This is a genomic window from Paenibacillus sp. FSL L8-0340 (assembly GCF_038593145.1).
Taxonomy (GTDB): Bacteria; Bacillota; Bacilli; order Paenibacillales; family Paenibacillaceae; genus Paenibacillus_AQ.
Window position 1 is genome coordinate 5,068,843 of sequence record NZ_CP151967.1, and the last position, 22,926, is coordinate 5,091,768.

Annotated in this window: 22 protein-coding genes; 5 read left to right on the plus strand and 17 right to left on the minus strand. The window is 51.6% G+C overall.

Features of this window, described 5'->3' with window-relative positions; translation table 11 throughout:
- Positions 1 to 204 precede the first annotated feature (204 nt).
- The 4 genes from NST07_RS23120 (at position 205) to NST07_RS23135 (ending at position 3,781) form a co-directional block, all read left to right on the plus strand.
- Complete coding sequence (locus NST07_RS23120; protein ID WP_342480228.1) at positions 205 to 1,866, plus strand: ribonuclease J; 1,662 nt, start codon at positions 205 to 207, stop codon at positions 1,864 to 1,866.
- A 94-nt stretch (positions 1,867 to 1,960) separates the two neighbouring features.
- Positions 1,961 to 2,482 (plus strand): DUF3231 family protein, encoded by a 522-nt coding sequence (locus tag NST07_RS23125; RefSeq protein ID WP_342480229.1) that lies wholly within the window; start codon positions 1,961 to 1,963, stop codon positions 2,480 to 2,482.
- A gap of 61 nt (positions 2,483 to 2,543) precedes the next feature.
- Positions 2,544 to 3,044 (plus strand): spore coat protein, encoded by a 501-nt coding sequence (locus NST07_RS23130; RefSeq protein ID WP_342480230.1) that lies wholly within the window; start codon positions 2,544 to 2,546, stop codon positions 3,042 to 3,044.
- 104 nt (positions 3,045 to 3,148) lie between these two features.
- Positions 3,149 to 3,781 (plus strand): LysE family transporter, encoded by a 633-nt coding sequence (locus NST07_RS23135; protein ID WP_342481970.1) that lies wholly within the window; start codon positions 3,149 to 3,151, stop codon positions 3,779 to 3,781.
- Here the strand turns inward: NST07_RS23135 and NST07_RS23140 are convergent.
- Positions 3,778 to 5,220 (minus strand): amino acid permease, encoded by a 1,443-nt coding sequence (locus NST07_RS23140; RefSeq protein WP_342480231.1) that lies wholly within the window; start codon positions 5,218 to 5,220, stop codon positions 3,778 to 3,780. The genes NST07_RS23135 and NST07_RS23140 overlap by 4 nt on opposite strands.
- Before the next feature lie 70 nt (positions 5,221 to 5,290).
- A complete protein-coding gene (locus NST07_RS23145) occupies positions 5,291 to 6,532 on the minus strand; it encodes an MFS transporter (RefSeq protein ID WP_341094673.1) in 1,242 nt (413 codons plus the stop codon).
- A 184-nt stretch (positions 6,533 to 6,716) separates the two neighbouring features.
- On the opposite strand from NST07_RS23145, the gene NST07_RS23150 reads away from it, so the two are divergent.
- The gene (locus NST07_RS23150) at positions 6,717 to 7,571 is read left to right on the plus strand and encodes a manganese catalase family protein (RefSeq protein ID WP_341094675.1); all 855 of its coding nucleotides are present in this window, start codon (positions 6,717 to 6,719) and stop codon (positions 7,569 to 7,571) included.
- A gap of 147 nt (positions 7,572 to 7,718) precedes the next feature.
- Here NST07_RS23150 and sigF read toward each other — a convergent pair whose 3' ends face one another.
- The 15 genes from sigF to NST07_RS23225 form a co-directional block, all read right to left on the minus strand.
- A complete protein-coding gene (gene sigF, locus NST07_RS23155; protein ID WP_038594702.1) occupies positions 7,719 to 8,474 on the minus strand; it encodes an RNA polymerase sporulation sigma factor SigF in 756 nt (251 codons plus the stop codon).
- An 11-nt stretch (positions 8,475 to 8,485) separates the two neighbouring features.
- Positions 8,486 to 8,941, minus strand: a complete 456-nt coding sequence (gene spoIIAB, locus NST07_RS23160; RefSeq protein WP_341094677.1) for an anti-sigma F factor — start codon at positions 8,939 to 8,941, stop codon at positions 8,486 to 8,488.
- Positions 8,938 to 9,291 (minus strand): anti-sigma F factor antagonist, encoded by a 354-nt coding sequence (spoIIAA, locus tag NST07_RS23165; protein WP_038594706.1) that lies wholly within the window; start codon positions 9,289 to 9,291, stop codon positions 8,938 to 8,940. Before spoIIAA ends, spoIIAB begins: the two co-directional genes overlap by 4 nt.
- 174 nt (positions 9,292 to 9,465) lie before the next feature.
- Positions 9,466 to 10,638 carry a D-alanyl-D-alanine carboxypeptidase family protein gene (locus tag NST07_RS23170; protein ID WP_341097730.1) on the minus strand — a complete coding sequence of 391 codons (1,173 nt, stop codon included), beginning with the start codon at positions 10,636 to 10,638 and terminating at the stop codon, positions 9,466 to 9,468.
- Between the two features lie 174 nt (positions 10,639 to 10,812).
- A complete protein-coding gene (locus NST07_RS23175; protein WP_341094679.1) occupies positions 10,813 to 11,775 on the minus strand; it encodes a dipeptide ABC transporter ATP-binding protein in 963 nt (320 codons plus the stop codon).
- The gene (locus tag NST07_RS23180) at positions 11,772 to 12,749 is read right to left on the minus strand and encodes an ABC transporter ATP-binding protein (protein WP_341094681.1); all 978 of its coding nucleotides are present in this window, start codon (positions 12,747 to 12,749) and stop codon (positions 11,772 to 11,774) included. Before NST07_RS23180 ends, NST07_RS23175 begins: the two co-directional genes overlap by 4 nt.
- 19 nt (positions 12,750 to 12,768) lie before the next feature.
- Positions 12,769 to 14,055, minus strand: a complete 1,287-nt coding sequence (locus tag NST07_RS23185; RefSeq protein ID WP_342480232.1) for an ArgE/DapE family deacylase — start codon at positions 14,053 to 14,055, stop codon at positions 12,769 to 12,771.
- Positions 14,056 to 14,143: 88 nt separating this feature from the next.
- Positions 14,144 to 15,745, minus strand: coding sequence for an ABC transporter substrate-binding protein (locus NST07_RS23190; protein ID WP_341094686.1), 1,602 nt, complete (start codon positions 15,743 to 15,745; stop codon positions 14,144 to 14,146).
- Positions 15,746 to 15,934: 189 nt separating this feature from the next.
- A complete protein-coding gene (locus NST07_RS23195; RefSeq protein WP_076108936.1) occupies positions 15,935 to 16,834 on the minus strand; it encodes an ABC transporter permease in 900 nt (299 codons plus the stop codon).
- Between the two features lie 29 nt (positions 16,835 to 16,863).
- Entirely contained in the window at positions 16,864 to 17,874 is a 1,011-nt protein-coding gene (locus NST07_RS23200) for an ABC transporter permease (protein ID WP_341094689.1), read from the minus strand.
- 256 nt (positions 17,875 to 18,130) lie between these two features.
- Positions 18,131 to 19,657, minus strand: a complete 1,527-nt coding sequence (locus tag NST07_RS23205) for a PucR family transcriptional regulator ligand-binding domain-containing protein (RefSeq protein ID WP_341379182.1) — start codon at positions 19,655 to 19,657, stop codon at positions 18,131 to 18,133.
- Positions 19,658 to 19,930: 273 nt separating this feature from the next.
- Positions 19,931 to 20,341: a hypothetical protein gene (locus NST07_RS23210; protein ID WP_342480233.1), complete on the minus strand. Its 411-nt coding sequence runs from the start codon at positions 20,339 to 20,341 to the stop codon at positions 19,931 to 19,933.
- A 218-nt stretch (positions 20,342 to 20,559) separates the two neighbouring features.
- Entirely contained in the window at positions 20,560 to 21,213 is a 654-nt protein-coding gene (locus NST07_RS23215; RefSeq protein WP_341379183.1) for an aspartate/glutamate racemase family protein, read from the minus strand.
- A gap of 53 nt (positions 21,214 to 21,266) precedes the next feature.
- Positions 21,267 to 22,211 carry an aminopeptidase gene (locus NST07_RS23220; RefSeq protein WP_341094696.1) on the minus strand — a complete coding sequence of 315 codons (945 nt, stop codon included), beginning with the start codon at positions 22,209 to 22,211 and terminating at the stop codon, positions 21,267 to 21,269.
- 15 nt (positions 22,212 to 22,226) lie between these two features.
- The gene (locus NST07_RS23225) at positions 22,227 to 22,895 is read right to left on the minus strand and encodes an AroM family protein (protein WP_341094699.1); all 669 of its coding nucleotides are present in this window, start codon (positions 22,893 to 22,895) and stop codon (positions 22,227 to 22,229) included.
- Between the last annotated feature and the right edge of the window lie 31 nt (positions 22,896 to 22,926).

Consider the following 22,926-nt stretch of genomic DNA (forward strand, 5'->3'; position numbering starts at 1 on the left):
CTCACGAGCAGATTGCTGCAAAGGAAGGCTATATTACGATTCATTTGGATCCTTTCAGACATAAAGTTGCGCTCTCCGTCATGTTACGGGGAACGCAGCTTTATTTTTGTTCTGTGTTGTCCTAACTCACCTGCCGAAACCATGGATAGTTATTAAAGACTCTAAACATAATATAGAGGATTCTAATAAGGAGGGAATATAAAAATGTCAGAAAAAAGGTTATCGATTGCAGCCTTAGGTGGTGTTCATGAAATTGGTAAGAACATGTATTTCCTGCAATACGCAGATGACATTCTTGTCATCGATTGCGGCTCTAAATTCCCGGACGAAAGTCTGCTTGGCATTGACCTTATCATTCCAGATGTATCTTATTTATTAAATAATGTCGACAAGTTAAGAGCACTGATTGTGACTCATGGGCATGAGGACCACATTGGAGGGATTCCCTACCTGCTCAAACAATTAGATATCCCCATCTATGCGTCCCGTCTGACACTGGGATTAATTGAGAACAAGCTTAAGGAACATCGTCTGCTCCGCCAGACATGCCTGCATTGCATTGATGCCGAGTCGAGCCTCACCTTCGGTTCCATTACGACAACCTTTTTTAGTACCAATCACAGCATTCCTGATTGTCTCGGTGTCGTCTTTGATACTCCTGAAGGAACGGTTGTCCATACGGGCGACTTCAAGTTCGATATGACGCCTGTCAATAAACAATATCCGGACATACATAAAATGGCCGAAATCGGTAAAAACGGTGTTAAAATTCTGCTCTCCGAGAGTACGAATGCCGAACGCCCTGGATTCACGCCGTCTGAAAAGCTTGTAGGCGCCCATATGGAGGAAGCTTTTCAAAAAGCAGACCGCAGAATATTTGTCTCCACTTTCGCCTCCAATGTGCACCGCCTGCAGCAAATTGTTGATGCCTCTATCCTTACCGGACGTAAGCTTGCTTTGCTTGGCCGAAGCATGGTGAACGTAGTCTCCGTATCCCAGGAGCTGGGTTATTTGAGCATCCCGGAAGGGATGCTGGTGGAACCTGCAGAAGCTGCGAAGCTTCCTCCAGAGCAGATAGCGGTCCTCTGCACAGGCAGTCAAGGTGAGCCCATGGCAGCATTGTCCCGTTTGGCTAACTCCAGCCATAGGCTGATGGAAATCGGAGCCGGGGATACCGTTCTTCTCGCTGCCAATCCGATCCCGGGCAATGAGCGCAATGTATCCAGGATTGTTGATAATCTATACATGCTTGGCGCACGGGTCATCTACGGATCGAAGAGCGAGCTTCATGTATCCGGACATGGCAGCCAGGAGGAATTGAAGCTGATGCTTACCCTAATGAAGCCTGAATACTTTATTCCGATTCATGGAGAATATCGCATGCTTCATCATCATAGCCTCTTGGCAGAAGCAGTCGGAGTTAAGGAGGACAACATATTTATCTTGAAAAACGGCGAGGTCGTTGAATCGCTGGAAGGGGTTGTCCGTCAATCGGGACGGGTTACCGCCGGTCAAATATTTGTGGATGGCCTGGGAATCGGCGACATCGGCAATGTGGTCTTGCGGGACCGCCGCCAATTGTCTGCCGATGGTGTGTTAATCACTGTCATTACCCTTAGCCAAACGGATGGCCGGATGCTGAGCGCCCCTGACACGATATCCCGCGGCTTTATTTATGTACGGAATTCAGACAAGCTAATGGAAGAAATCAATCAGTTTATTGCAGCAACTCTGGAGAAAATGAGCAAAGGGGATCTGGGCCAATGGAATATTATGAAGCAGACGCTCAAAGATGCCTTGAGCAAATATCTGTACGACAAAACAAAACGCCGTCCGATGATTCTTCCGATCATTATTGAAGTGTAATTGTAATTCCATCGGCCATGTGAAATCTGCAATAGTTCGGTGTATTAATGGGTATGCTACATTTGATCAAATTTAAAAGTAAAGGAGCTTGTTTATGACTGGAATTTTAGGCGGGAACCCCAAAGAAGAGCCGATGCATTATGGAGAGATCTTTAGCGTGTGGCAAGCCTCAATGGCAGCGAAAGGGGCACTCTCCTGTTACCGGGCCTATACGTATCATGCCGGTGATAATGATCTCAAAAAAGTATTAGCCGCATTAATTAATCAAGCCGAGCTGGAAATCAGCGAGTGCGATACGCTGCTGTCTGATAACGGTATTGCTTCAGCACCGGTAATGCCAAGTAGACCCGAAGCCAAGCTTGAGGATATTCCTGTAGGTGCCCGATTCACAGATCCGGAGATTGCTGCCAAGATTGCTGCTGATAACGCAGCCGGGTTGGTTGCCTGCAGTCAGGTTATGGGACAATCTATCAGAGAAGATATCGGTGCCTTATTCGCCAAATATCACCTAACCAAAGCAGCTATAGGCGTTAAAATTCTGCATCTGAACAAGAAAAAGGGCTGGTTGATTCCTCCGCCTCTTCAAGTAAAAAGACCAGAAACTGTTAAGGCTTAACTCACTCACAATAAAGTCCTCTCCTGAATAGGCTAACACATACTATTTGGGAGGGATTAGATTGTATACTTACGAACCGCAAAGACAGCACCAACATCTGGCCTGGCATGAAACTCTCGAACTACATGAGCTGACGGCATACCAGAGCAACCAGCTGATTCATTTCAAGATGGTTATTGGTGATGTGAAGGATTCCCAGCTTCACGCCTTGTATTCCGAGGCTATCGAAAGTGTGGAACAGAATTTGCAGGAACTGCTTCAGTATTTCCCGCTCGCTCCGCAAGGAACCAGAAACAGCGGCAAGGGAATCGACCTCACTGCTTTCTATGCCGGTCAGCTGTTGGGTTTCGCTAAGACAGCGGTACGCAGTTATGCGATTGGAATTACTGAAACGGCTACACCGAAGCTCAGGGAAACCCTGCAGAAGCAATTGAATGCAGCGATCCTACTACATGGGAAGGTGTTCTACTTTATGCTGGAACGCGGCCTTTATCCTGCATATGATCTTCCCAAGCTCCTCTCAAACGATGTAGCCACGGCAAACAATGCATTATCTCTGTAGTGAGTCAGAATGTTCGAAGGCCCGCAATCCTGTTGCGGGCCTTCGTTTTGTTGTCCTACAAACGGCTTTCTGCGAATATGCTTAACGTAAAGGGGGAGGTCAGCATTAATATATTTATAGGATATGTTTTTCTCGGATTATCGCTTTCGGCTCCTATCGGTCCCATTAATGCCGCGCAGCTGGACAAGGGTATTCGCGGAGGCTTCTGGCATGCCTGGGTGGTAGGCCTCGGGGCGATCAGCGCAGATATTATTTATATGCTGCTGGTCTATTTTGGAATTATACATTTGCTCGAAGCTCCGTTTGTTAAAGCCTTCCTATGGTTATTTGGTTTCTTTGTACTGGTCTATTCAGGTGTGGAAAGCATCAAAAATGCAGGTGTCATCTCAGCACCCGACATGAGAGGAAGGGAAGCTTCGCTGTACAGATCCTATTTGTCAGGTTTTCTGATGTCACTGTTCAATCCTTTATCTATTTTATTCTGGCTGGGCATTTACGGATCGGTCCTGGCCAAGGCGGCAAATGACTATCCCATGCAGCAGTTATTAGTGTATAGCGGGGCTATCGTAATCGGGATTCTCATTTGGGATGTTTCGATGGCCGCAGCCTCCAGTATCTTTCGAAGGCTGTTGACCGTGCAGGTCTTAAAGGGAATTTCAGTTGTGTCCGGCCTGTCGCTGATTGGCTTTGGTTTGTATTTTGGGGTACAGGCTATCCAGCTGCTATTTTTCCACTAAAGCTTGCTCTTCCGCAGCCTGATGCCTGTGATCCGAAACTCAGGCCCACCCGGCAATGTTTCGTGTTCATTCATTTCCTTGTCTTCTGGAGGCTTGTGTCCAGCGGAAACAGCTGCATGTTTTTTCTTTACCCGCTGGACGATCCAATCACTGAGCGCGATCAGCGACAGAATCAGGAGACTGATGTAGAAGCCTGGACGGCTGAGTGCATGAAAAAGAGTGCCTGTAACCGCTATCCCGATAAGCAACAGCCCGGTCCATCGCTTAATTCCGCTTAGTTTACTTGGTTTCAGCAGCCTGCCTGATGAGAGCAAAATAAAGGACCAGTTATACAGGATCATCAACCCTGCAGCGGTAGTGATATATTCATATACTTTCCCCGGAAGCAACAGTGACATCATAATGGCTCCAACTAGACCCGCAGAAATCAGACACAACGCAAAGAATGGATACTTATCCTTCCACTTTTTAGAGAACAAGCGGGGGGCGTCCCCTTCCTGCGCTAGGGTAATCATCATTGAAGTTATGGCGTAAAGCGATGCGGTCATCGTGGAGAAGCCGGCAATGATCAGCACTCCATTAAACAAATGAGGGACAAAAGCCAGATTGTCACTGCTGAGAGCAAGCACAAACGGGCTTTCTTTTGAATTAAAAGCCTTAAAGGGTACCATTGTTACAGCAAGCCCGATAGACAGGACATATACAGCAGCCAGCGCCAGCAGCATGACCTTTCCAGCTTTAGGTGCATCATCAGGCTTCTGGAGTCTGTAGGACATAATGCCAATTACCTCTATGCCGCCATAGGCATAAAAAGCAAAAATAAAGGCAGACCACAACCCTAAGCCCCCTGCCGGAAACAACGCAGAATAGCTAAGCGGAAGTTTGGGAGCATATTTGCCTCCGCCGATCCAGCCAGCCAGAAGAGCTGCTGCAATCACCAGGAACATTAGAATAGCCGCCACCTTGATGATAGCCAGCACATTTTCAACCCGATCAAACCCCTTATTACCAAAAAATACGATTAACAGGCTTACAGCACCAAACCCGGCTGCAAAGACCCACATCGGCACGGCAGGGAACCAGAAGCGTGAAAAAATGGACAATGCTGTTAGCTGGCTCCCCATAATCAATAGCTCCGAGAACCAGTACATCCAGCCACTGCCGAACCCTGCCCAGCTTCCGAATGCCTTTTTGGCATAGGACCGAAAGGAACCCTGCTCCGGGTGCTGTGCCGTCATTCGCGCCAGGGCATCAAATACGACATAGGTTCCAACAGCTGCCAGAATATAAGCAAGCAGCACCGCAGGGCCCCCGGTGGAGATCGCCAGACCAGAGCCAAGATAGTAACCGGTGCCTATAGTCCCTGCGACTCCCAATAAGCTTAATTGCCACCATTTCAGTTTTTTTTCCTCTTTGGTCTTGCTGGAAGTTTGGTTCATGTATTACGTCCTCATCACTTTTGGAATTTGAGATTTCTTTTCCTTCTAGAGTTCCCTGCGCAGTTTAATTTCATGAAAATTTGTTTTGTCTCTGCTTATTTTTTCCGCCATCACCTTTGCTTGGAGTAACTGCAAACAATGACAGTAGTCCGCCAACTGCCCCTACCGCTGCCATAGTACCGAATAAGACCCAATGCCCTCTATTCATCAGCAAGGATACTACTGGCGGCCCTGCCGCAACTCCGATGAACCTCATACTGCTGTATAAGGAAGTAATGGTGCCGCGCTTCTCCTTCTCAATCCCTTCCGTGATCAGCGCATCCATACAAGGCAATGCCATACCAATCCCTATTCCGCTTAAACTAAGAAAACCCACCATAAAATAAATATTCCGGCTAAATCCTGTAGTAAGCATTGCAGCCGTGAGCAAAACCATGCCGCTAAAGCCCAGCCATTTCATTAGCGTCTTGTTTTGTCCGATAATTTTCCCCGTCCCATAAGAAGCCAGACACAGCAGTGCAAGTGGTATCGCCAATACAAATCCCTTTGAAGCACCATATAAGTTATATTCGGATTCCAAGGTCTCAGACAAATAGAACAATACTCCGAAGGTTGCAAACATACATATTCCGCCGATGGCAAATATCGCATAGAGCCAGCGGCCCTTCTCATGGAGTATATCTTTGATTGCCGACAAAAACTGACTCAGCTTCATTTTTTCAGACCGCTCCTCTGCCTCTGGCTTTTTCACCAGGAGCACAACCAGCACAAATGAAACCAGACAAAGAATAGGAATGGCTATAAAGGGAGCATACCAAAGTAAAGTTCCCAGATAAGCTCCAAGGATCGGGCTTAACACCTTTCCGAAGGTGTTGGAGGTCTCAATCACTCCCAGGCCTTTGCTAACCTCTTTCTCATCCTTGAACAGATCCCCCACAAAAGGAAGCACAATTGGGAATGCGCCTGCTGCACCAATCCCCTGCAATAGGCGCCCCCCCAGTATGACCCAGTAAGCACTTATTCCAGCCATGAACCATGCAGCGGCTACGCAAACTGATCCCCCCAAGGCAGCTATAATGAGGCTGGGTAAAATAACGATTTTTCTTCCGTAGCGGTCGGATAAATAGCCGGCAACCGGAATCATCAGTATGGCTATAAGGCCATAAACCGTGATGATCATGCTCACTTGAAATGCGTTGATATTAAGCTCCTTTGATATTTGCGGCAGAATAGGCAACAGCATGGAATTTCCGAGTGTCATAATTAGCGGAATGGAAGCTAGTGCAACCAGTGCCGCTTTTTTTCCTTTCATGCACGAACCACCTTTTTATATTCACATATCGCTTATTGTGGTTTAAACGGACATAATTATACGTTTGATTTCATCGGAAACAGTTGTTCCGGGTTACTTCCTTTCAGCCAGGTGCATAAACAAGCAGGCTGAAGAGGAAACTAGACGGGAAAATATCAAATCAGATATAAGGAGGACCTTCAATTTGTATTTCTATAAAGAAGGGTTGATTAATGGCATCATCGTCGATAAGCCCGATCCCGCTGCCGCTAAAGTACTTCAGGAAATATTGGGCGGCCATTACGGAGAGATGCGTACAATGATGCAGTATTTCTTTCAAAGCAGCAATTTTCGCGGGAAAGAACTACAGTTTCGCGATTTGCTCCGCGGGGTATTTCTGGAGGAAATTGCTCATGTGGATCTGGTCCAGCATACTATTAACCAGTTGCTAAACGGGTCGGGTGAAGAGCAGGCTGGAAATGGGGGGAAAGATGGGGCTCCTTTGGACGAAGCTGTGAAATATGCAAATCCCCATCATTTTATTGTGGGCGCACAAGCCTCCTTGCCTGTGGATGCCCTGGGCAATCCTTGGCTAGGAAACTACGTCTACAGCCATGGAAATCTGATTAGTGATCTTCTGAATAATGTCGTGCTGGAATCGACGGGGGTGCTGCAGAAGACCCGAATTTATGAGATGAGCTCAAACAAAACGTTCCGCGAAACACTGGCCTTCCTGATCGTACGCGATAATGCCCATCAAAACGCGTTCGCTAAGGCGCTTGAGACTCTTGGCGTCAATTGGGGAAACATATTCCCTGTTCCGAACTATGACATCAATAAGTACCCGGAATGCCGTAAATTCGTAGACATGGGTTACCATAACATTCAATTTAACTTTAGCTTGGATCCGTCAAGAATGGCGGAAATATTCCAAGGTACTTCTCCTAGCCGCAACAAAGGGAACCTTGAAGTAGTTGCTCCTCCAGAGGGTTTCCCTGTGCCGGTTATGCCTGAAATGCCTAACGAACATAGCCCTGGGATACAGGATATGCATATGTAATCCCACTCTCCACTTATTAACCATAAAGTACAGTACAATCAAGGGGCTGGTCCACAAAAAAGCCGCCTCTCCCGAGGCGGCCCCTTCTTCTTGCTCATACACCCTGGATTTCACCCGTCACATTCACTGCCCATACTTATCCTTGGTTCACTGCGCAATCTGCTCGCGGATGTTCGCTAGGATTTTCTTCTCCAGCCTCGACACCTGGACCTGCGAAATGCCAAGCCGGCTGGCGACTTCGGATTGCGTCTGGTCGCGGTAGTAGCGCAGATAGACGATCAGGCGCTCGCGTTCGGTCAAGGCCCCAATGGCCTCATTCAGCGCAAGCTTGTCGAACCAGCGCTCCTGCGTTTCGTCAGCGATCTGGTCGATCAGGGTGATCGGGTCGCCGTCGTTCTCGAAGACAGTCTCGTGGATCGAGGTCGGCGGCTTGTTGGCCTCCTGGGCGAAGACGATTTCTTCAGGCGTCACGCCCAGCGCCTCCGCGACCTCGCCGATGGTCGGCAGGCGGTCCAATGTCTTGGACATTTCATCCTTCATCTTGCGTACCTTGTTCGCCATCTCCTTCAGCGAACGGCTGACCTTCAGGGTGCCGTCGTCGCGCAGGAAACGCTGGATCTCGCCGATGATCATCGGCACCGCGTAGGTGGAGAACTTGACCTCATAGCTGAGGTCGAATTTATCTACGGACTTCAGCAGTCCGATACAGCCGATCTGGAACAAATCATCAGGCTCATACCCGCGGTTCATAAACCGCTGCACCACCGACCAGACGAGGCGGATATTGCAGCTTACTAGCGTGTCGCGGGCCAGATTATCTCCAGCCTGACTGAGCGCGATAAGACGTTTGACCTCCGCATCGTCCAAATAGGTCGGCGGAGCTTTTTTTGACTCTGCATCCATGGCTCCAACCCCTAATTGTATAAAGCTTTTTTCGAGACGATGGTTTTCTTCATTGAGATGGAAGTACCGCGCCCCGGTTCACTTGTAACTTCGAACTCGTCCATGAAATTCTCCATAATCGTAAAACCCATACCCGACCGCTCCAGCTCCGGCTTGGAGGTGTACAGCGGCTGCTGCGCCAGCTCCAAATCCTCAATCCCGCGTCCCTGATCCTCTATAGTCAGACGCACGGTTTCGTTCTCAATCGATGCGGAGATGCTGACAATCCCTTCCGGGTCACTGTCATATCCGTGAATAATGCAGTTGGTCACTGCCTCCGAAACGACCGTCTTCAGATCATTCAGCTCTTCCATTGTGGGATCGAGCCGGGAGACAAAGGCTGCCACTACTACACGCGCGAACGATTCGTTCTCCGACAGGGCAGCAAACTGCACACTCATGAAGTTACCAGCTTCACTCTTTGTCATAACGCAACCTCCAAATCCGAGAGTGCAGCGCTCTCGTCGTCATATAGGGACATGATTTTGAACAGGCCCGACATTTCCAGCAGCCGCTTCACAGGTGCGGTGGCATCGCAGACTGCCATTTTGCCGCCTTTGCTGCGAATCAGCTTGTACCTCCCGAGAATGACTCCTAAGCCCGAGCTGTCCATAAACTGCAGGTCCTTCAGGCTGAGGATCATATGCTCGACCTGGCCGCGCATAATCGCTTCATCCATTTCCATACGTACATAATCGGCTGCGTGATGGTCCAGCTCTCCAAACAAACGGACAATCAGCACACCCCGGTGATGCTCCATCTCCACATGAGAATTCATTGCCTGCCACTCTCCTCTTCGTTGCTTTCAAAACCGCCCTGAAACTAAATGTTTTCCCCTTCAAGGACAAGGTTTTCTACATGGCAATTGAGGATTCCTGCCCCACGACAAAACTAGAAGAAAACCCCTATGAATCTACAGGAGACTCATGAGCAATCTACAAAATACCAGAAATTAATCAATCGTGAACAGCGAACCCGTCGTCCGCTTGAACAGCTTCCACCAGCCTGCCTTCGCCACATCTTCCCCTGCCTTGAGCTCATATTCCTTAATTACATTCGTCCCTTGATAAACTACCAGTTTGCCTATGATCTGATCAGCAGCTACAGGAGCTTTGAGGTTTGCCGGCAGTACCAGCTCATGGCGGATGCCTTCCTGTGTGACGCCTTTCTTCAGCAGGACGCTGTAGGTTTCCTCCGCGGTCAGCGGCAGCTCCGTTTTCACACCCTTCTCAATCTTTAGGGTGCCGATAGCGTCGCCTTTTTTGTGAATAGTGTGCATTTTATATTGGGAAAAGAGATAATCGAACATCCCCGACACTTCGCTGTTGCGCGTCTTAGTGTTCGGTTCGCCCAGCACGACTGCAACAGCACGCAGTCCGTCTCTGGCCGCAGTCGCAGACAGGCAGAACTTGGCTTCGGAGGTATAACCCGTTTTCAGTCCGTCGGCTCCTGTATAGAAACGGACCAGCTTGTTCGTATTCACCAGCCAGAACGGCTTGGCCGAATCCTTTCGCAGATAATCCTGGTAGGAGCCGGTATATTTGATGATCCGCTCATGCTTCAGCAGCTCCCGGCTGATTACGGCAATGTCATGCGCCGAAGAATAATGATTCTGCGCCGGCAGACCGTTGCAGTTGGCGAAATGGGTGTCCTTCAGTCCCAGCGCTTCAGCTTTGCTGTTCATCAGATCCACAAATGCAGTCTCGGAACCGGCGATTTTCTCCGCCATTGCCACCGAAGCATCGTTGCCTGAGGCCATTGCGATGCCCTTCAGCATCTCGTCCACTGTCATTTCTTCACCGGGCTCCAGAAAAATCTGCGAGCCGCCCATGGATGCCGCGTATTCACTGGTCCGTACCTTATCGGTCAATTGCAGTTTCCCTTCGTCAAGCGCCTCGACGGTGAGCAGCATTGTCATAATTTTCGTAATGCTTGCCGGAGGCAGCTTATCATGGCTGTTCTTCTCATAGATTACCGTGCCGGTGTCCGCATCCATCAGGATGGCGGAACGCGCACCCGGCGCAAGGTCAACGGCGGCAGTACTGCCGGTACCTTTGGCTTTTTCCTCCGCATACGCCCCTGAGGACGCTCCCAGAACCGATACAGCAATACACAGCACTAACATAACATAACGTATTCTTCTCACAATGGTTCCCCTCCTGAACATTAACCTTCAATTCATAGGTACTGTGTTCCAGTTTGGGCAGAAAGGGTGAAAATTATTCCATTTACCAGCAAAATGCTCTATAAAATAAAGGCCACCCGCATCCGGATGGCCTCATTATCTTGCTCTATGCAGTTAATACAAGTGGCAGGAAACCTGATGCCCTGATTCCAGCTCGCGCAGCACCGGTTCTTCAGTCCGGCATCTGTCCATTGCATGGGGACAGCGGGGATGGAAGGCACAGCCGCTTGGCGGAGTTTCCGGGTTCGGAACATCTCCGCTCAGGACAATGCGCTGCTGCTTCAGGGCCGGATTTGGCACCGGTACTGCGGACATCAGCGCTTGTGTATACGGATGGAGCGGCTTCGCGAATAACACCTTTGTAGGCGCAAGCTCAACGATCCGCCCCAGGTACATGACGGCCACACGGTCGCTGATAAATTTCACGACCGACAGGTCATGGGAGATGAACATATAGGTCAGTCCATATTGCTCCTGCAGATCCTGCATCAGATTCAGCACCTGGGCCTGGATCGATACATCCAATGCAGATACCGGCTCGTCGCAGACGATGAACTTGGGGTTCAGTGCCAGCGCCCGGGCGATTCCGATCCGCTGCCGCTGGCCTCCGGAGAATTCATGCGGAAAACGGTGCGCCTGATAAGGGGAGAGTCCGACAACCTCCATCAAGTGTTCGACCCGGCTCTTCAGTTCATTTCCTGCCGCCTGTTCATGTGTGCGCATGGGCTCCTCCAGGATACGCTGCACGGTCCAGCGCGGATCCAGCGAAGCATACGGGTCCTGGAACACCATCTGCATATCGGTGCGGAAGCGGCGCAGCTGCTCGGTACCCAGGCTGCGCACATCCGTGCCGTTGAAGAGGATCTCGCCCTCACTTGGTTCGATCAGGCGCAGGATGGCCCGCCCTGTAGTAGACTTGCCGCAGCCGGACTCTCCCACTACGGCTAGGGTCTCTCCTTGTTCTACCGATAACGTAATGCCGTCAACGGCTTTCACGGCACCTACTTGCTTGGAGAAGAACCCTTTGCGGATCGGATAATGTTTCTTAAGATTGCGGACTTCCAGAATTGTACTCATGATATTTCCTCCTGCTGCAGCAGACATCGGCAAGTGTGTCCCGGCTGAATCTCAAGCAGCTCCGGGCGTTCTTCATAGCAGCGCTGAACCACCATCGGGCAACGGGGAGCGAACCGGCAGCCTGACGGCAGGCTGGCCGGGTTCGGCACCTGACCCGGAATTGAGCTCAGACGGTCATTGTCTCCCGCGAGCTGAGGCAGCGATGCCAGCAGCCCTTGGGTATACGGATGCAGCGGATTATTATAGAGCGTCGCCACATCTGTTTCTTCCACAATCTGTCCTGCATACATAATGACCACTCTGTCGCACATCTCTGCAACCACCCCAAGATCATGGGTTATCATCAGAATGGACATGCCCTCGTTTTTCTGTAAATCGCGCATAAGGTCGAGAATCTGAGCCTGGATCGTGACGTCCAGTGCCGTTGTCGGCTCGTCTGCAATCAGCAGCTGAGGGTTACAGACCATCGCCATGGCGATCATCACGCGCTGGCGCATACCGCCGGAGAGCTGATGGGCATACTGCTCGGCAATCTTCTCTGGACGGGGAATGCCGACCTTTCGCAGCATCTCAACCGCACGCTCATTCGCTTCCTTCTTCCCCAGCTTGAGGTGAAAGCGGGCAGATTCGGAAATCTGCCGCCCGATCTTGAATACCGGATTGAGCGAGGTCATCGGCTCCTGAAAAATCATCGCAATCCGGTTGCCCCGGATATTGCGCACTTCCTTCGCCGGCATTTCCAGCATATTCTTGCCTTCAAAACGGATTTGCCCGGCGGCGATCCGGCTGATCCGCTTGGGCAGGAGCTGCATGATCGACAGCGAGGTTATGCTTTTGCCGCAGCCGGATTCACCGACAATGCCCAGCGTCTCACCTTTGCGCACTGACAGACTGATGCCGTCCACCGCGCGGACAGTGCCCGCAGCGCTTACGAATTCGGTGCATAATCCCGATACTTCCAGCAGTTCTGTCATCTTTTCCCCTCCGTTACGTTTATCTTTGCGTGTCTTCCTCCACACCCAGGTATTTAAGCGCAGTCAAGGCATAAACCTTGGCGCATTGAATGATCTGCCAGACTGGTGCTTTTTCATTGAAATTATGAATGGTGGACAGCTCGGCAGGTCCGTATTGCAGCACCGGAATGTTATGTGTCCGGAAATGGCGCGCATCGCTGGATGCCCATTGAAGCACACCGTAAGCCTCTTCTCCGCTCACTTCGCAAATGCTCTCAACGAGATCGCTGACGACCGGCTCCTCCGGGGAGGTCCAGTTCGCATTTCCCTGAAAGCCGAAGCCCTTGACCTCGGACTCAATGCCTGCCTCAAGCAGCAGGGAACGGGCACGGTCAAGCACATCGCGGTAATCAACGCCGAAAGGCACCCGCGAATCCACCTGAATGGTGCAGCGGTCGGCAACTACGTTGACCTTCGTACCGCCCTGAATGGTTCCGATATTCACGGTAACATGGTCGAACACCTGGTAGGCGACCGTACCGTACTCTTCGCGCTTCTTCACATAATCCTGGGAGATACGAATAATTTCTTTGACCTCCTCCGGAATATCCGGCTTGATATCCCATAGGCGCTGCAAGGCCTCAATACCTTTGGCCGCTTTGACGACTGCACTTTCACCAACCACTGGGGAGAGACTGCCATGTCCCGGCGTGCCTTCCACTGTGAATTCAAACCAGCAGCTGCCCTTCTGGCCGATCGTCGGATTCAGCGGGCCGGAGGGCTCAGCAATAACTGCTGCTGTCCCGGAAATCAGCCCGCGCTCCAGCACCCAGGGCACGCCCAGGTGGCCGCCCGTTTCTTCATCCGGCACGATAAGCAGGGACAGATCGCCTTTGAGCGGCACGCCCAGCTTCGACAGCAGGGCCACGGCATAGATCAGTCCGGCAAGACCCGCCTTCATATCGGATGCGCCTCTGCCAAGCATGTATCCGTCGACAATATCCCCGCAGAAGGGATCAAAATCCCAGCGGGACAGATCACCAGCCGGAACCACATCGGTATGTCCGCAGAAAATCAACTTTTTATCGGAAGGCTGTTCAGCTGCTGTTGTCAATGTGGATACGAGATTCAGCATCTTTTCAGTGGCCGGGTAAATGGTCGTGTTCACTCCCGCCTGCTTCAGATAATCGATAATAAAGGCGCTGATCTCACGCGAATCGCCCGGGGGATTCTCCGAAGGATAACGGATCAACTGTGAGCACAGCTCCAGCAGCTGATCCTGCCCTTCGTCGATTGCATTCAGCACTTCGCTTGTCCAGTCTGTCATTGGTAGTGGCCTCCCTATAGCTCCCATGAATTTGTGAAAAAAGAGGGACCGCAGCCTCATGGCCCGTCCGCTCTTTGTAAGTCGAATTTTATTCCTTCACCGACAATGGATAGAATCGGATGACCTCATCCGGGTAGAACGCATAGCCGCTGATCTTGTTGCTCATGCCAACGATGCGGTTGTATTCGTAAAGGTACGCCCATGGCGCTTCTGTTGTAATAATTTCCTGTGCCTGCTGGTACAGCTCATTGCGTTTGGCTTGATCCGTCTCCGTATTGGCTTGTTCCCACAGCTTGTCTACTTCGGCATTCTGATAGTTGTTGTAGTTGGAGGAACCTTTGCCATACATCAGGAAACCAAGATGATAGCCGGGATCATTGACAAAAGAAGTCCATTTAGAAATATAAGCGGTCAGGTTCTTTGTTTTCTGCTGTTCCAGGAACTGGGCGCGTGCCAGCTTGTTGATGTTCATAGTGACACCGATTTTGGCAAGCTCAGCCTGAATCAGTACGGCATCATCTTCCCAGTCGTCAAAACCGGAGCCCAGGGTGAAGTCAAATTTAAACCCGTTCTCATAACCGGCTTCCTTCAGCAATTCCTTCGCTTTATCCAGGTTATGCTCGTAGACGTAGCCTGCATCGGTGAAGCCCGGAGTGTTGCTGGCCACGGCGCTCTTCATCTGATTCGCCTGGCCGTACATGACGCCGCTCAGCAGTTCATCATAAGGAATGGCATAATTAATCGCCTGGCGGACCTTCTCGTTGTCAAAAGGCTTCACTTTACTGTTCATCGCAAAGTAGAGAATCCGGTTGCTCGCGTTGGAGGCAACGGTCAGGGCGGTGTTGCTCTTCAGGGAGGATACATCCTTAGGCGGAATCTCAATTGCCATGTCTACATCACCTTTATCCAGCAGCAGCACCCGGTTGGAGGCTTCCTTGGTGAACTTCAGGGTCACCTTGCCAAGTTTCGCAGCACCCTGCCAGTAGTCTTCGTTAGGTGTGAACACTGCTTCCGTAGCCGGGTCCCATTTCTCCAGCTTGAACGGGCCGGAGCCGGCGGCATGGGTCTTGAGATAATCGGCACCTTGTGCTTCCACCGTCTTCTGATCGACGATCGAGAAGGTGTACATGGCCAGTATTTGCAGGAAATTATGATTGGCATTAGTCAGGGTGATTTCAACTGTAGCATCATCTACGGCGGTTACGGTTTTAATCGCAGCCATCCCATAGAGAAAACTGCCGGAACTGGACTTGGCAACACGGTCAAAGGAATACACAACCGATGCTGCATCCACGGGATTGCCGCTCTGGAATTTCACTCCGGGCGTCAGCTTGAAGGTATAGACAGTATTGTCGCTCGAGGCTTCCCAGCTCTCGGCAAGCATGGGCTGAATATCTTCAGTGTTGGCGATATTTGCGCCATTTTCGCTCTTAATTCCGTAGGTAACCAACTGATCGTATGCGGCAAGTACCAGTGTATCGGAGGTCAGGTCATTCGCTTCCGCCGGGTCCAGTGTGGTGCCGCCCTCGGAATAAGCTACGGTCAGGAATGGTTTGGCAGCAGCCGTCTCTCCTGTGGTTCCCGATGCCGCTGGTGAGGCAGCCGGTGTTTGCGGATTGGCGCTGGTTGCACAACCAGCCAGCATAATTGAAAAAGCGATGAATGTGGACAGCAGCTTGACTCTTTTCATCAGTAATTCCTCCCTTTTCTATATCCTGCCTGCTAACAACATATTGCTGCTTGTGATCATGCTCCTTGAGGGGCTGGATCTGCTTCCGAGGGTCTCACCTGTCTGCAGCAGCCCTTCCGGCAGACACTAATCTATATTTATCGGGCAACCTGCGGATGTGCAGCGGGACTTCCCTGCCTGCACTCCGCTCTATTTGCCCGACCGCAACCGTGGATCAAGAACATCCCGTAATCCGTCGCCGAGCAGATTAAAGCCCAGAATCGAAGTGGCGATGGACAATCCAGGAAAAGTGACCAACCACCATTGACCGGAAATGATGTATTCCCTGCCCTCTGAGATCATCGCCCCCCACTCGGCAATCGGAGGTTTGACTCCAAGGCCGAGAAAGCTGAGACTTGATGCCGTCAGGATGGCGAAGCCCATTCCGAGGGTAGCCTGTACCATCAGCGGGGCCAGTGCATTGGGCAAAATGTGGCGGTATAGGATCACTGAATTTTTCACACCGATTGCCCGGCTGGCTTCAACATACTCCTTCTCGCGGAGGGAGACGGTCTGGCCGAACATCAGCCGCGCGAACTCCGGAATACCAACGATTCCTACAGCGATCATTGCACTGGTTAAGCCTGCCCCGATGGAAGCGGCAATTGCCATGGACAACACCAGTGAAGGGAAGGATAACAGGACATCCATCAAGCGCATTATGACCGTTCCGGTCTTTCCGCCGTAGTAAGCAGCAATTCCGCCCAGCGGTACGCCGATAAGAAAAGAAATCGCCACGGCGATCAGACCGGTCCAGATACTGATCCTTGCTCCGTACAGCACCCGGCTGAGAATATCCCGGCCGAAGTTGTCCGTTCCGAACCAGTGGCTTCCTGAAGGGGCCTGCAGTTTATTCGCCATATCTGTAATGTAAGGATCATGCGGAGCAATCCAGGGTGCAATGATGGCAATCACCGTCCAGATCAGAATAAAGATGAGGCCGATGGCAGCCAGACGGTTATGCAGAAGCAGCGTCAGTAATGTTTTGGGTTTCGGCGCAGCTGCGGGTTTGGCAGGGTTGCCCTGTGCTGAATGTGCTGCAGTGCTCAACAGAAATCTCCTCCTCTCCAAAAAGCTGTTTATTCATAGCGGATACGCGGATCAATCAGACCGTATATCAGATCTACTGCCAGGTTAATGCCGCAATAGAGAATCGCACTCACTAGGGTAAACGCCTGAATCGGCGCATAATCCGCGGCCAGTATGGAATCTGTGACATACCCGCCGATGCCCGGCCAGGAGAAGATCGTCTCAGTGATGACCGCACCGCCCATCAGATAGCCAAACTGCAGTCCTAGCACAGTAAGTGTAGGAATGAGGGCATTCACAAGTGCATGCTTATAAATTACGGCTGACTCCCGCAGACCTTTGGCCCGGGCGGTGCGCACGAAGTCCTGATCGACTACCTCCAGCATGCTCGAACGGGTCATGCGGGCTACAATGGCCATTGTGCCTGTGCTCAGGCAGATTGCCGGAAGCAGCAGGTGGGCCAGGCTGCTTTTCAAAGCGGCGGTATCACCCGAGAGAAGACTGTCCAGCACGTACAAACCCGTAATGTGGACCGGCGGATTCAGATCACCGCTGATTCGCCCCATCGGTGCCGGAGCCCAGCCAAGGATCGAATAAAAAATATAAATGAACATCAGACCGAGCCAGAAGATCGGCACGCAAGCGCCTATCAGCGAGAATACACGCGAAATATGGTCGAGGATGGATTCCTTGCGGGTCGCAGCAACAATTCCTACGGGAATCGCCACCAGAATCGCGATCAGTATGCTGGTCAAGGTCAGCTCAACGGTGGCCGGAAACCGTGAGGACAAATCACTGGCTACCGAATGCCCCGTATGATAGGCATAGCCGATATTCCCTTGAAACAGCTGCCCGATGTAGCTAAAGAACTGAACGTAAAGCGGCTTGTCCAGCCCCATGTCCTGGCGGATCTTGTTCACAATTTCCTCCGGGGCCTGTTCACCGGCCAGCATAATTGCGGGATCACCCGGCAGTACCCTGGACAGAATGAATGTGATGACGATGATACCAAGCAAGGCCGGAATCATCTGCGTAAGTCTTTTTAATGTGTAAGCAAACAATGAATCAACCCCCTTACGGCTTCTGTTGCAATCCAGGCGGTGAGCCCTTTCTTTGGCAGAACCTGCGGTTCCATGTCAGGTACTGTGCTGTTTCTTTATTCTCTTTAGTAGTTGAGCTAATTCTACATACAATTTCATGTCCACTCTACGTCCCGTTTAGCTAAAAAAAAGCACAACCGTTTGTCGGTTGTGCACTATTACCGCCTCTAAATGTCACTTTACCTAACATTAACTTCCGTAAAAATTCCAGCACGCCCTATTTTTCCTGCAGGTAATAGTAAATCAGGCACAAATGGCAGACAAATTGCTCACGCGGATCATTTAGATCGAACCCTGTAATATCACGGATCCGCTCCAGCCGGTACTTCACTGAATTGCGGTGTATGTAGAGACTGCTGGCCGTGTCAATCAGACTCCCCCGGTGCTCCAGATAATGATAAAATGTCAACAGCATGTTGCTGTCATGCTCCTGGTCATATCGCAGCAGCTTGCCCAGCTTGCGCTCGAACAACACCTCGAAGCCCTGCCCGCTTAACCCCTCCAGCAGATGGTAGACCTCCATCTCCTCGTATTGGGTGACTGCACCAGCCCCCTGGCCCAGACGTTTGGAGACCGACAGCGCTTTGCGCGCTTCATTATAGCTGGTGTGGATATTCCACAAATCCTCCGGGGTACCGATACCGGTCCGGTAGGCGCTAAGACCTTCGCTTTTGTCATGCAGCCAGCTTTCCAGCGTTGCCGCCCATGGTTCCTCCCCGCCTGCAGCTCCCGTAAATTTACGGCCTTCCGGTGTCGGCAAGAACAACACAGCCCGGCTTGAGCGGTATTCCACATGGGGAGTCACTCCGCGCTTGCGCGCTTCACGGTCCAGCAGCCGGTTCACGGTCTCCTCACTAGGAGCGGTCTCACCTTCAATGACGGCAACCTCCCATTTATGTTCAGGATTCATACCAAGCTGACGTGCCCGCCGCTCCACTTCATGCCTTGAAGGCAGCGGAGGCGTCAGCAGCTCGTCGATGAAATTGCCGCGCAAGCGAAACTCGGTATCCTCGGCTACCTTTCTCCGCATCAGCTCAAGGGCAAACACCAGCCTGGCCTGCTCGATCCCCACTTCCTCCATATCATCCAGCTTCTCCTTGTCTACCAGCAGCCTGGCCACCGTCCGCTTGTCCACATTAATGTTCCAGTTCAGCGGCGAAGTCTTCTGTGACCAGTCAAAATTGGAGGGTGAGGAAACTATAATACTGCGCTGCGTATCCACCAGTGCGACAGGCGCTTTTAGAAAGTCGGCCACATTATCGCTCACCGCCTGAATTCCGCTGTTCTCCAGCACCATCGTTGTGAGTGTGCGGTAGACCTCTTCTGCCCGGCGCAGCAGCATAGCCTGACGGCCCAGCAGCAGCTCCATCACCGGCTGGGTAATGTTCGTATAAGGGATTTCAGGCGGAATCTCGACGATCGGCAGCCCGCAGGCATTGCTCGCTTCAATCGCCGCTTGAGGAATTTCCTTCAGGAACCGGGCTGGTTTTATCGCCAGCGCAGCTGCCCCCAGCTTGTCCAGTGTGTATACCAGCTCAGTCAGCAGTGAAGGGTCATGACGGATCGAATAGGCCGTAGTGAGCAGCATGACGCCTTCACTAATCCAACCCTTCAGGTCGGGAACCTCCATAATATCTACAAAGCGGACAATCCGGTCCAGCCCCTGTCCACCGCTGACTACGGTGGCTGTGCCGAGTATCGGCAGCTGCAGCAGCTCTCTCAACGTAATTCCTCGTGTGCTCAATATTCCTTCCTCCCTCCGCTGTCTACAGTATTTCAAGTTTTCCTGAGATATGCCATAGTCTGGCGTTCCCGATAGTTTATCAGAATTCGCCTGCGAACCACAGGGCAAATATTTCAAATTGCAGATAACAACTACATCCTGCAGTAAAACTTTCTGGAGAAAATCGCTGAAGTAGAGACATCCCGCAAACTACATTGTAGCGGTGATTTACCCGGACACCAGCGCTGTTAGTTCGATCCCCCCAATTTCGGCAATCTGCGGACATCACAGTGGCTATTGCAATTGTATGAAATTGCCGGCAATTTGCCGTTTCTCCAAGGAATTACGCGACCGTGGTCCGCATGTAATGTGGAAACCAGATGCACTTTTACCTCTCATTCCGCCATGCAGCACGTTTACAGCGAAATCAGATGCACTTTTACCTCTCATACTGCCATGCAGCACACTTACGGCGAAATCAGATGTACTTTTACCTCTCATACTGTCATGCAGCACGTTTACGGCAATATCAAATGTACTTTTACTTCTCATACTGTCATGCAGCACGTTTGCGGCGAAACCAGATGCACTTTTACCTCTCATACTGCCATGCAGCACACTTACGGCGAAATCAGATGTACTTTTACTTCTCATACCGTCATGCAGCACGTTTACGGCAATATCAGATGCACTTTTACTTCTCATACTGTCATGCAGCACGTTTGCGGCGAAATCAGATGTACTTTTACATCTTATTCCACCATCTGTTCCACCACATTACGCGATCGAGACTCCGCTCCTGTGTTTCATCAAGCCTTCGAGTGATCCACAAAAAAACGTCCTCGCCGGACCGATAGTCCGGAAGAACGTTTCACTTGAGTGTGGATAGCTGTCTGCCCAGCAAATCAGCCGTAGACAAAGGCTTAGCGGCTGACAAGCCCGGGCAGAGAAGCAGCCGAAGCCGCTGCGGCACCCAGTGAGAGAATCGGGTCGAGCGCACGGATTCCAAGCTTCTCTTCCAGTTCAGCAGCCAAACCGATCGTTGCAAATCCGGTACAGGCCAGCACAATCGCTTCTGCTCCGCGCTCAACGAGCCTTGCCGCTCCGGCTAGGGCTCCGGCACGTCCCGCAGGCGTGTTCAGATCAAGCGTCGTTGTTACACCGTCGGGGCGATCCATTCCGAGATAGGCGTCCCCGAGGATGCTTCGAATGAAGAGGGGCACCTCAGTCAGGATCGTCAGAACGCCAACTCGGCTGCTGAAGGCCAGCGCCATATGCGCTGCGCAGGACCCGGCACCGAGTACAGGAATCCGTACTGCAGCCCTCGCTTCCAGCAGCGCCGGATCCGCCGCGCAGCTGATGCCGATCACCGTACATCCGCTTGCTTCAAGCTCCCGTGCAAGTTCAATGATTTTCGGTACGGATTCCGCTTCCGTCAGGGCATCGTAGACGCCTTGAGGCTGATCCTGAATGCAGCGGCTTATGACCGGCAGACCATAGCGGCGTTCTATCAGCTCACCGTGCAGATGTATGGAGCCCTCTTCTTGAAGTGTTATTACACGTATGATTCCCAGCATCCGTATCCCTCCCATTCAGGTTGCTTGTAACGACCGCTTAGGTACTTGCAAGACTAGAGCAATTCCCCGGCGCGCATAATGATTTTGTTATCAATATACACATCCGGCTTCATCACTACGGCATCTATATGTACACCTGCCGCAACAATGCCGCCAAAGGTGTTATTGCTGCCAAAGGCTACATGAATGGTCCCGTAGACCTTCTCATCCTCAAGCACCACACCAGTAATTCTCGCCTTATTATTCGTGCCAATGCCGAACTCACCCAGGAGCCGGCCATCGCCTGCTCCCAGCATCCCCAGCAGCTTGTCTCCGCCTTCTCCTTCAGCTGCTGTAAGCCGGCCCTGCTCCACCGTCAGCACCATTGGACTGGCCAAGGCGCCAATACCGGCTATGGACCCGTCTACTTTAATCCGTCCTGCGGCAGTGCCTTCAAGCGGTGCTATATAAGCTTCGCCCGAAGGCAAATTCCCGGATTCCCCAGGATTCAGGTATAGCCCGGTACTCAGAACTCCGTCCCGCCCTTCTATGGAAAAGGAGAGGCTTAGCCCGTCCTTCTCCACACGCACCTCACGACCTGCGGACAGAAGCAGGGCAACTTGTTCCGTCAACGACTTCACCTGTCCATAGTCTGCCGTAATGGCTCCATGGCTGAACATGTCGTCCGTCATACCCGGCATGGTCGCTACCCGGGTTCCCGCTGTAGCAGCCTGCTTGCGGGCCGCTGTATGTGTCATGGAGTGTTTCGTAATACACACCGCCACATCCGCTTTGGCCATCGCCTCCGCAATCGGAGCAGGCGGTTCTTCACCGGACTTGCTCCGTTCCTGCATGATCAGCAGCACCGACTCGGCTCCAAGTCTTTTGCCGGCCTCGTAGACGGATTCGGCAAGCTCCCGCTTGTCATCGTCCGCCACTACGGCCAGCAGTTCACCGCTGCTGAGTCCCAGGCAATCCTTCAGGACATTCATACTGATTATTATCCGCTCTTCACTCATATTCGTTCCTCCTGATTACACCATTTCCGCCATCAGTTTCCCTATGAGGGCATTTGACAGTACGGCTGGCACTCCTGCTGAGGCCGCCCATATTCTATGCTGCTCCACATAACCCATGCAGTCAAGCACAATCACATCCGCCTGGTCTTTCAGCCGGCTCGCTGCGGCGCGGAATTCCGCTTCAGTACCGGTATATGGGGAGACAGCAGCAAAAGGAAGGGTTGTCCCCGGCCCCGCAAATTTCTCAACCATATTCTCTTCCTGCTCAGGCAACGGGCCGATCAGCCCCAACCGGCGCTTGCCAATCATTGCCTGCACTACCGGTGGTATAATCCGGTCCGGCTCAAGCAAATGGGCACGATTCGTGTGCAGCTCAGGAAACACACCGGTGCAGAGCAGCAGAATCAGGCGGATTCCAGCAGCCTCCATGGCATCAATTTTTCCCTGCAGCACCGTCTTTATCCTTTCGCGGGAGATAATCGCCGCAGTACCATCCGCCATCCGGGTCGTCAGAACATATTCTCCTTCTTGCGGACTGTAGTATTCGCGAACCTGCGCCGGGGTGAATCCATCCAGTACCCCCGACTGCAGCAGCTCCGCACGGCCCTCCAAATATTTCTCTATAATCGGCGCCACATCGGATCTGGGGGACTGTCCAATCGTGATCAATCCAATTTTTTTCAATTTGCTTCCTCCTAGATATTCATGGAGTTTC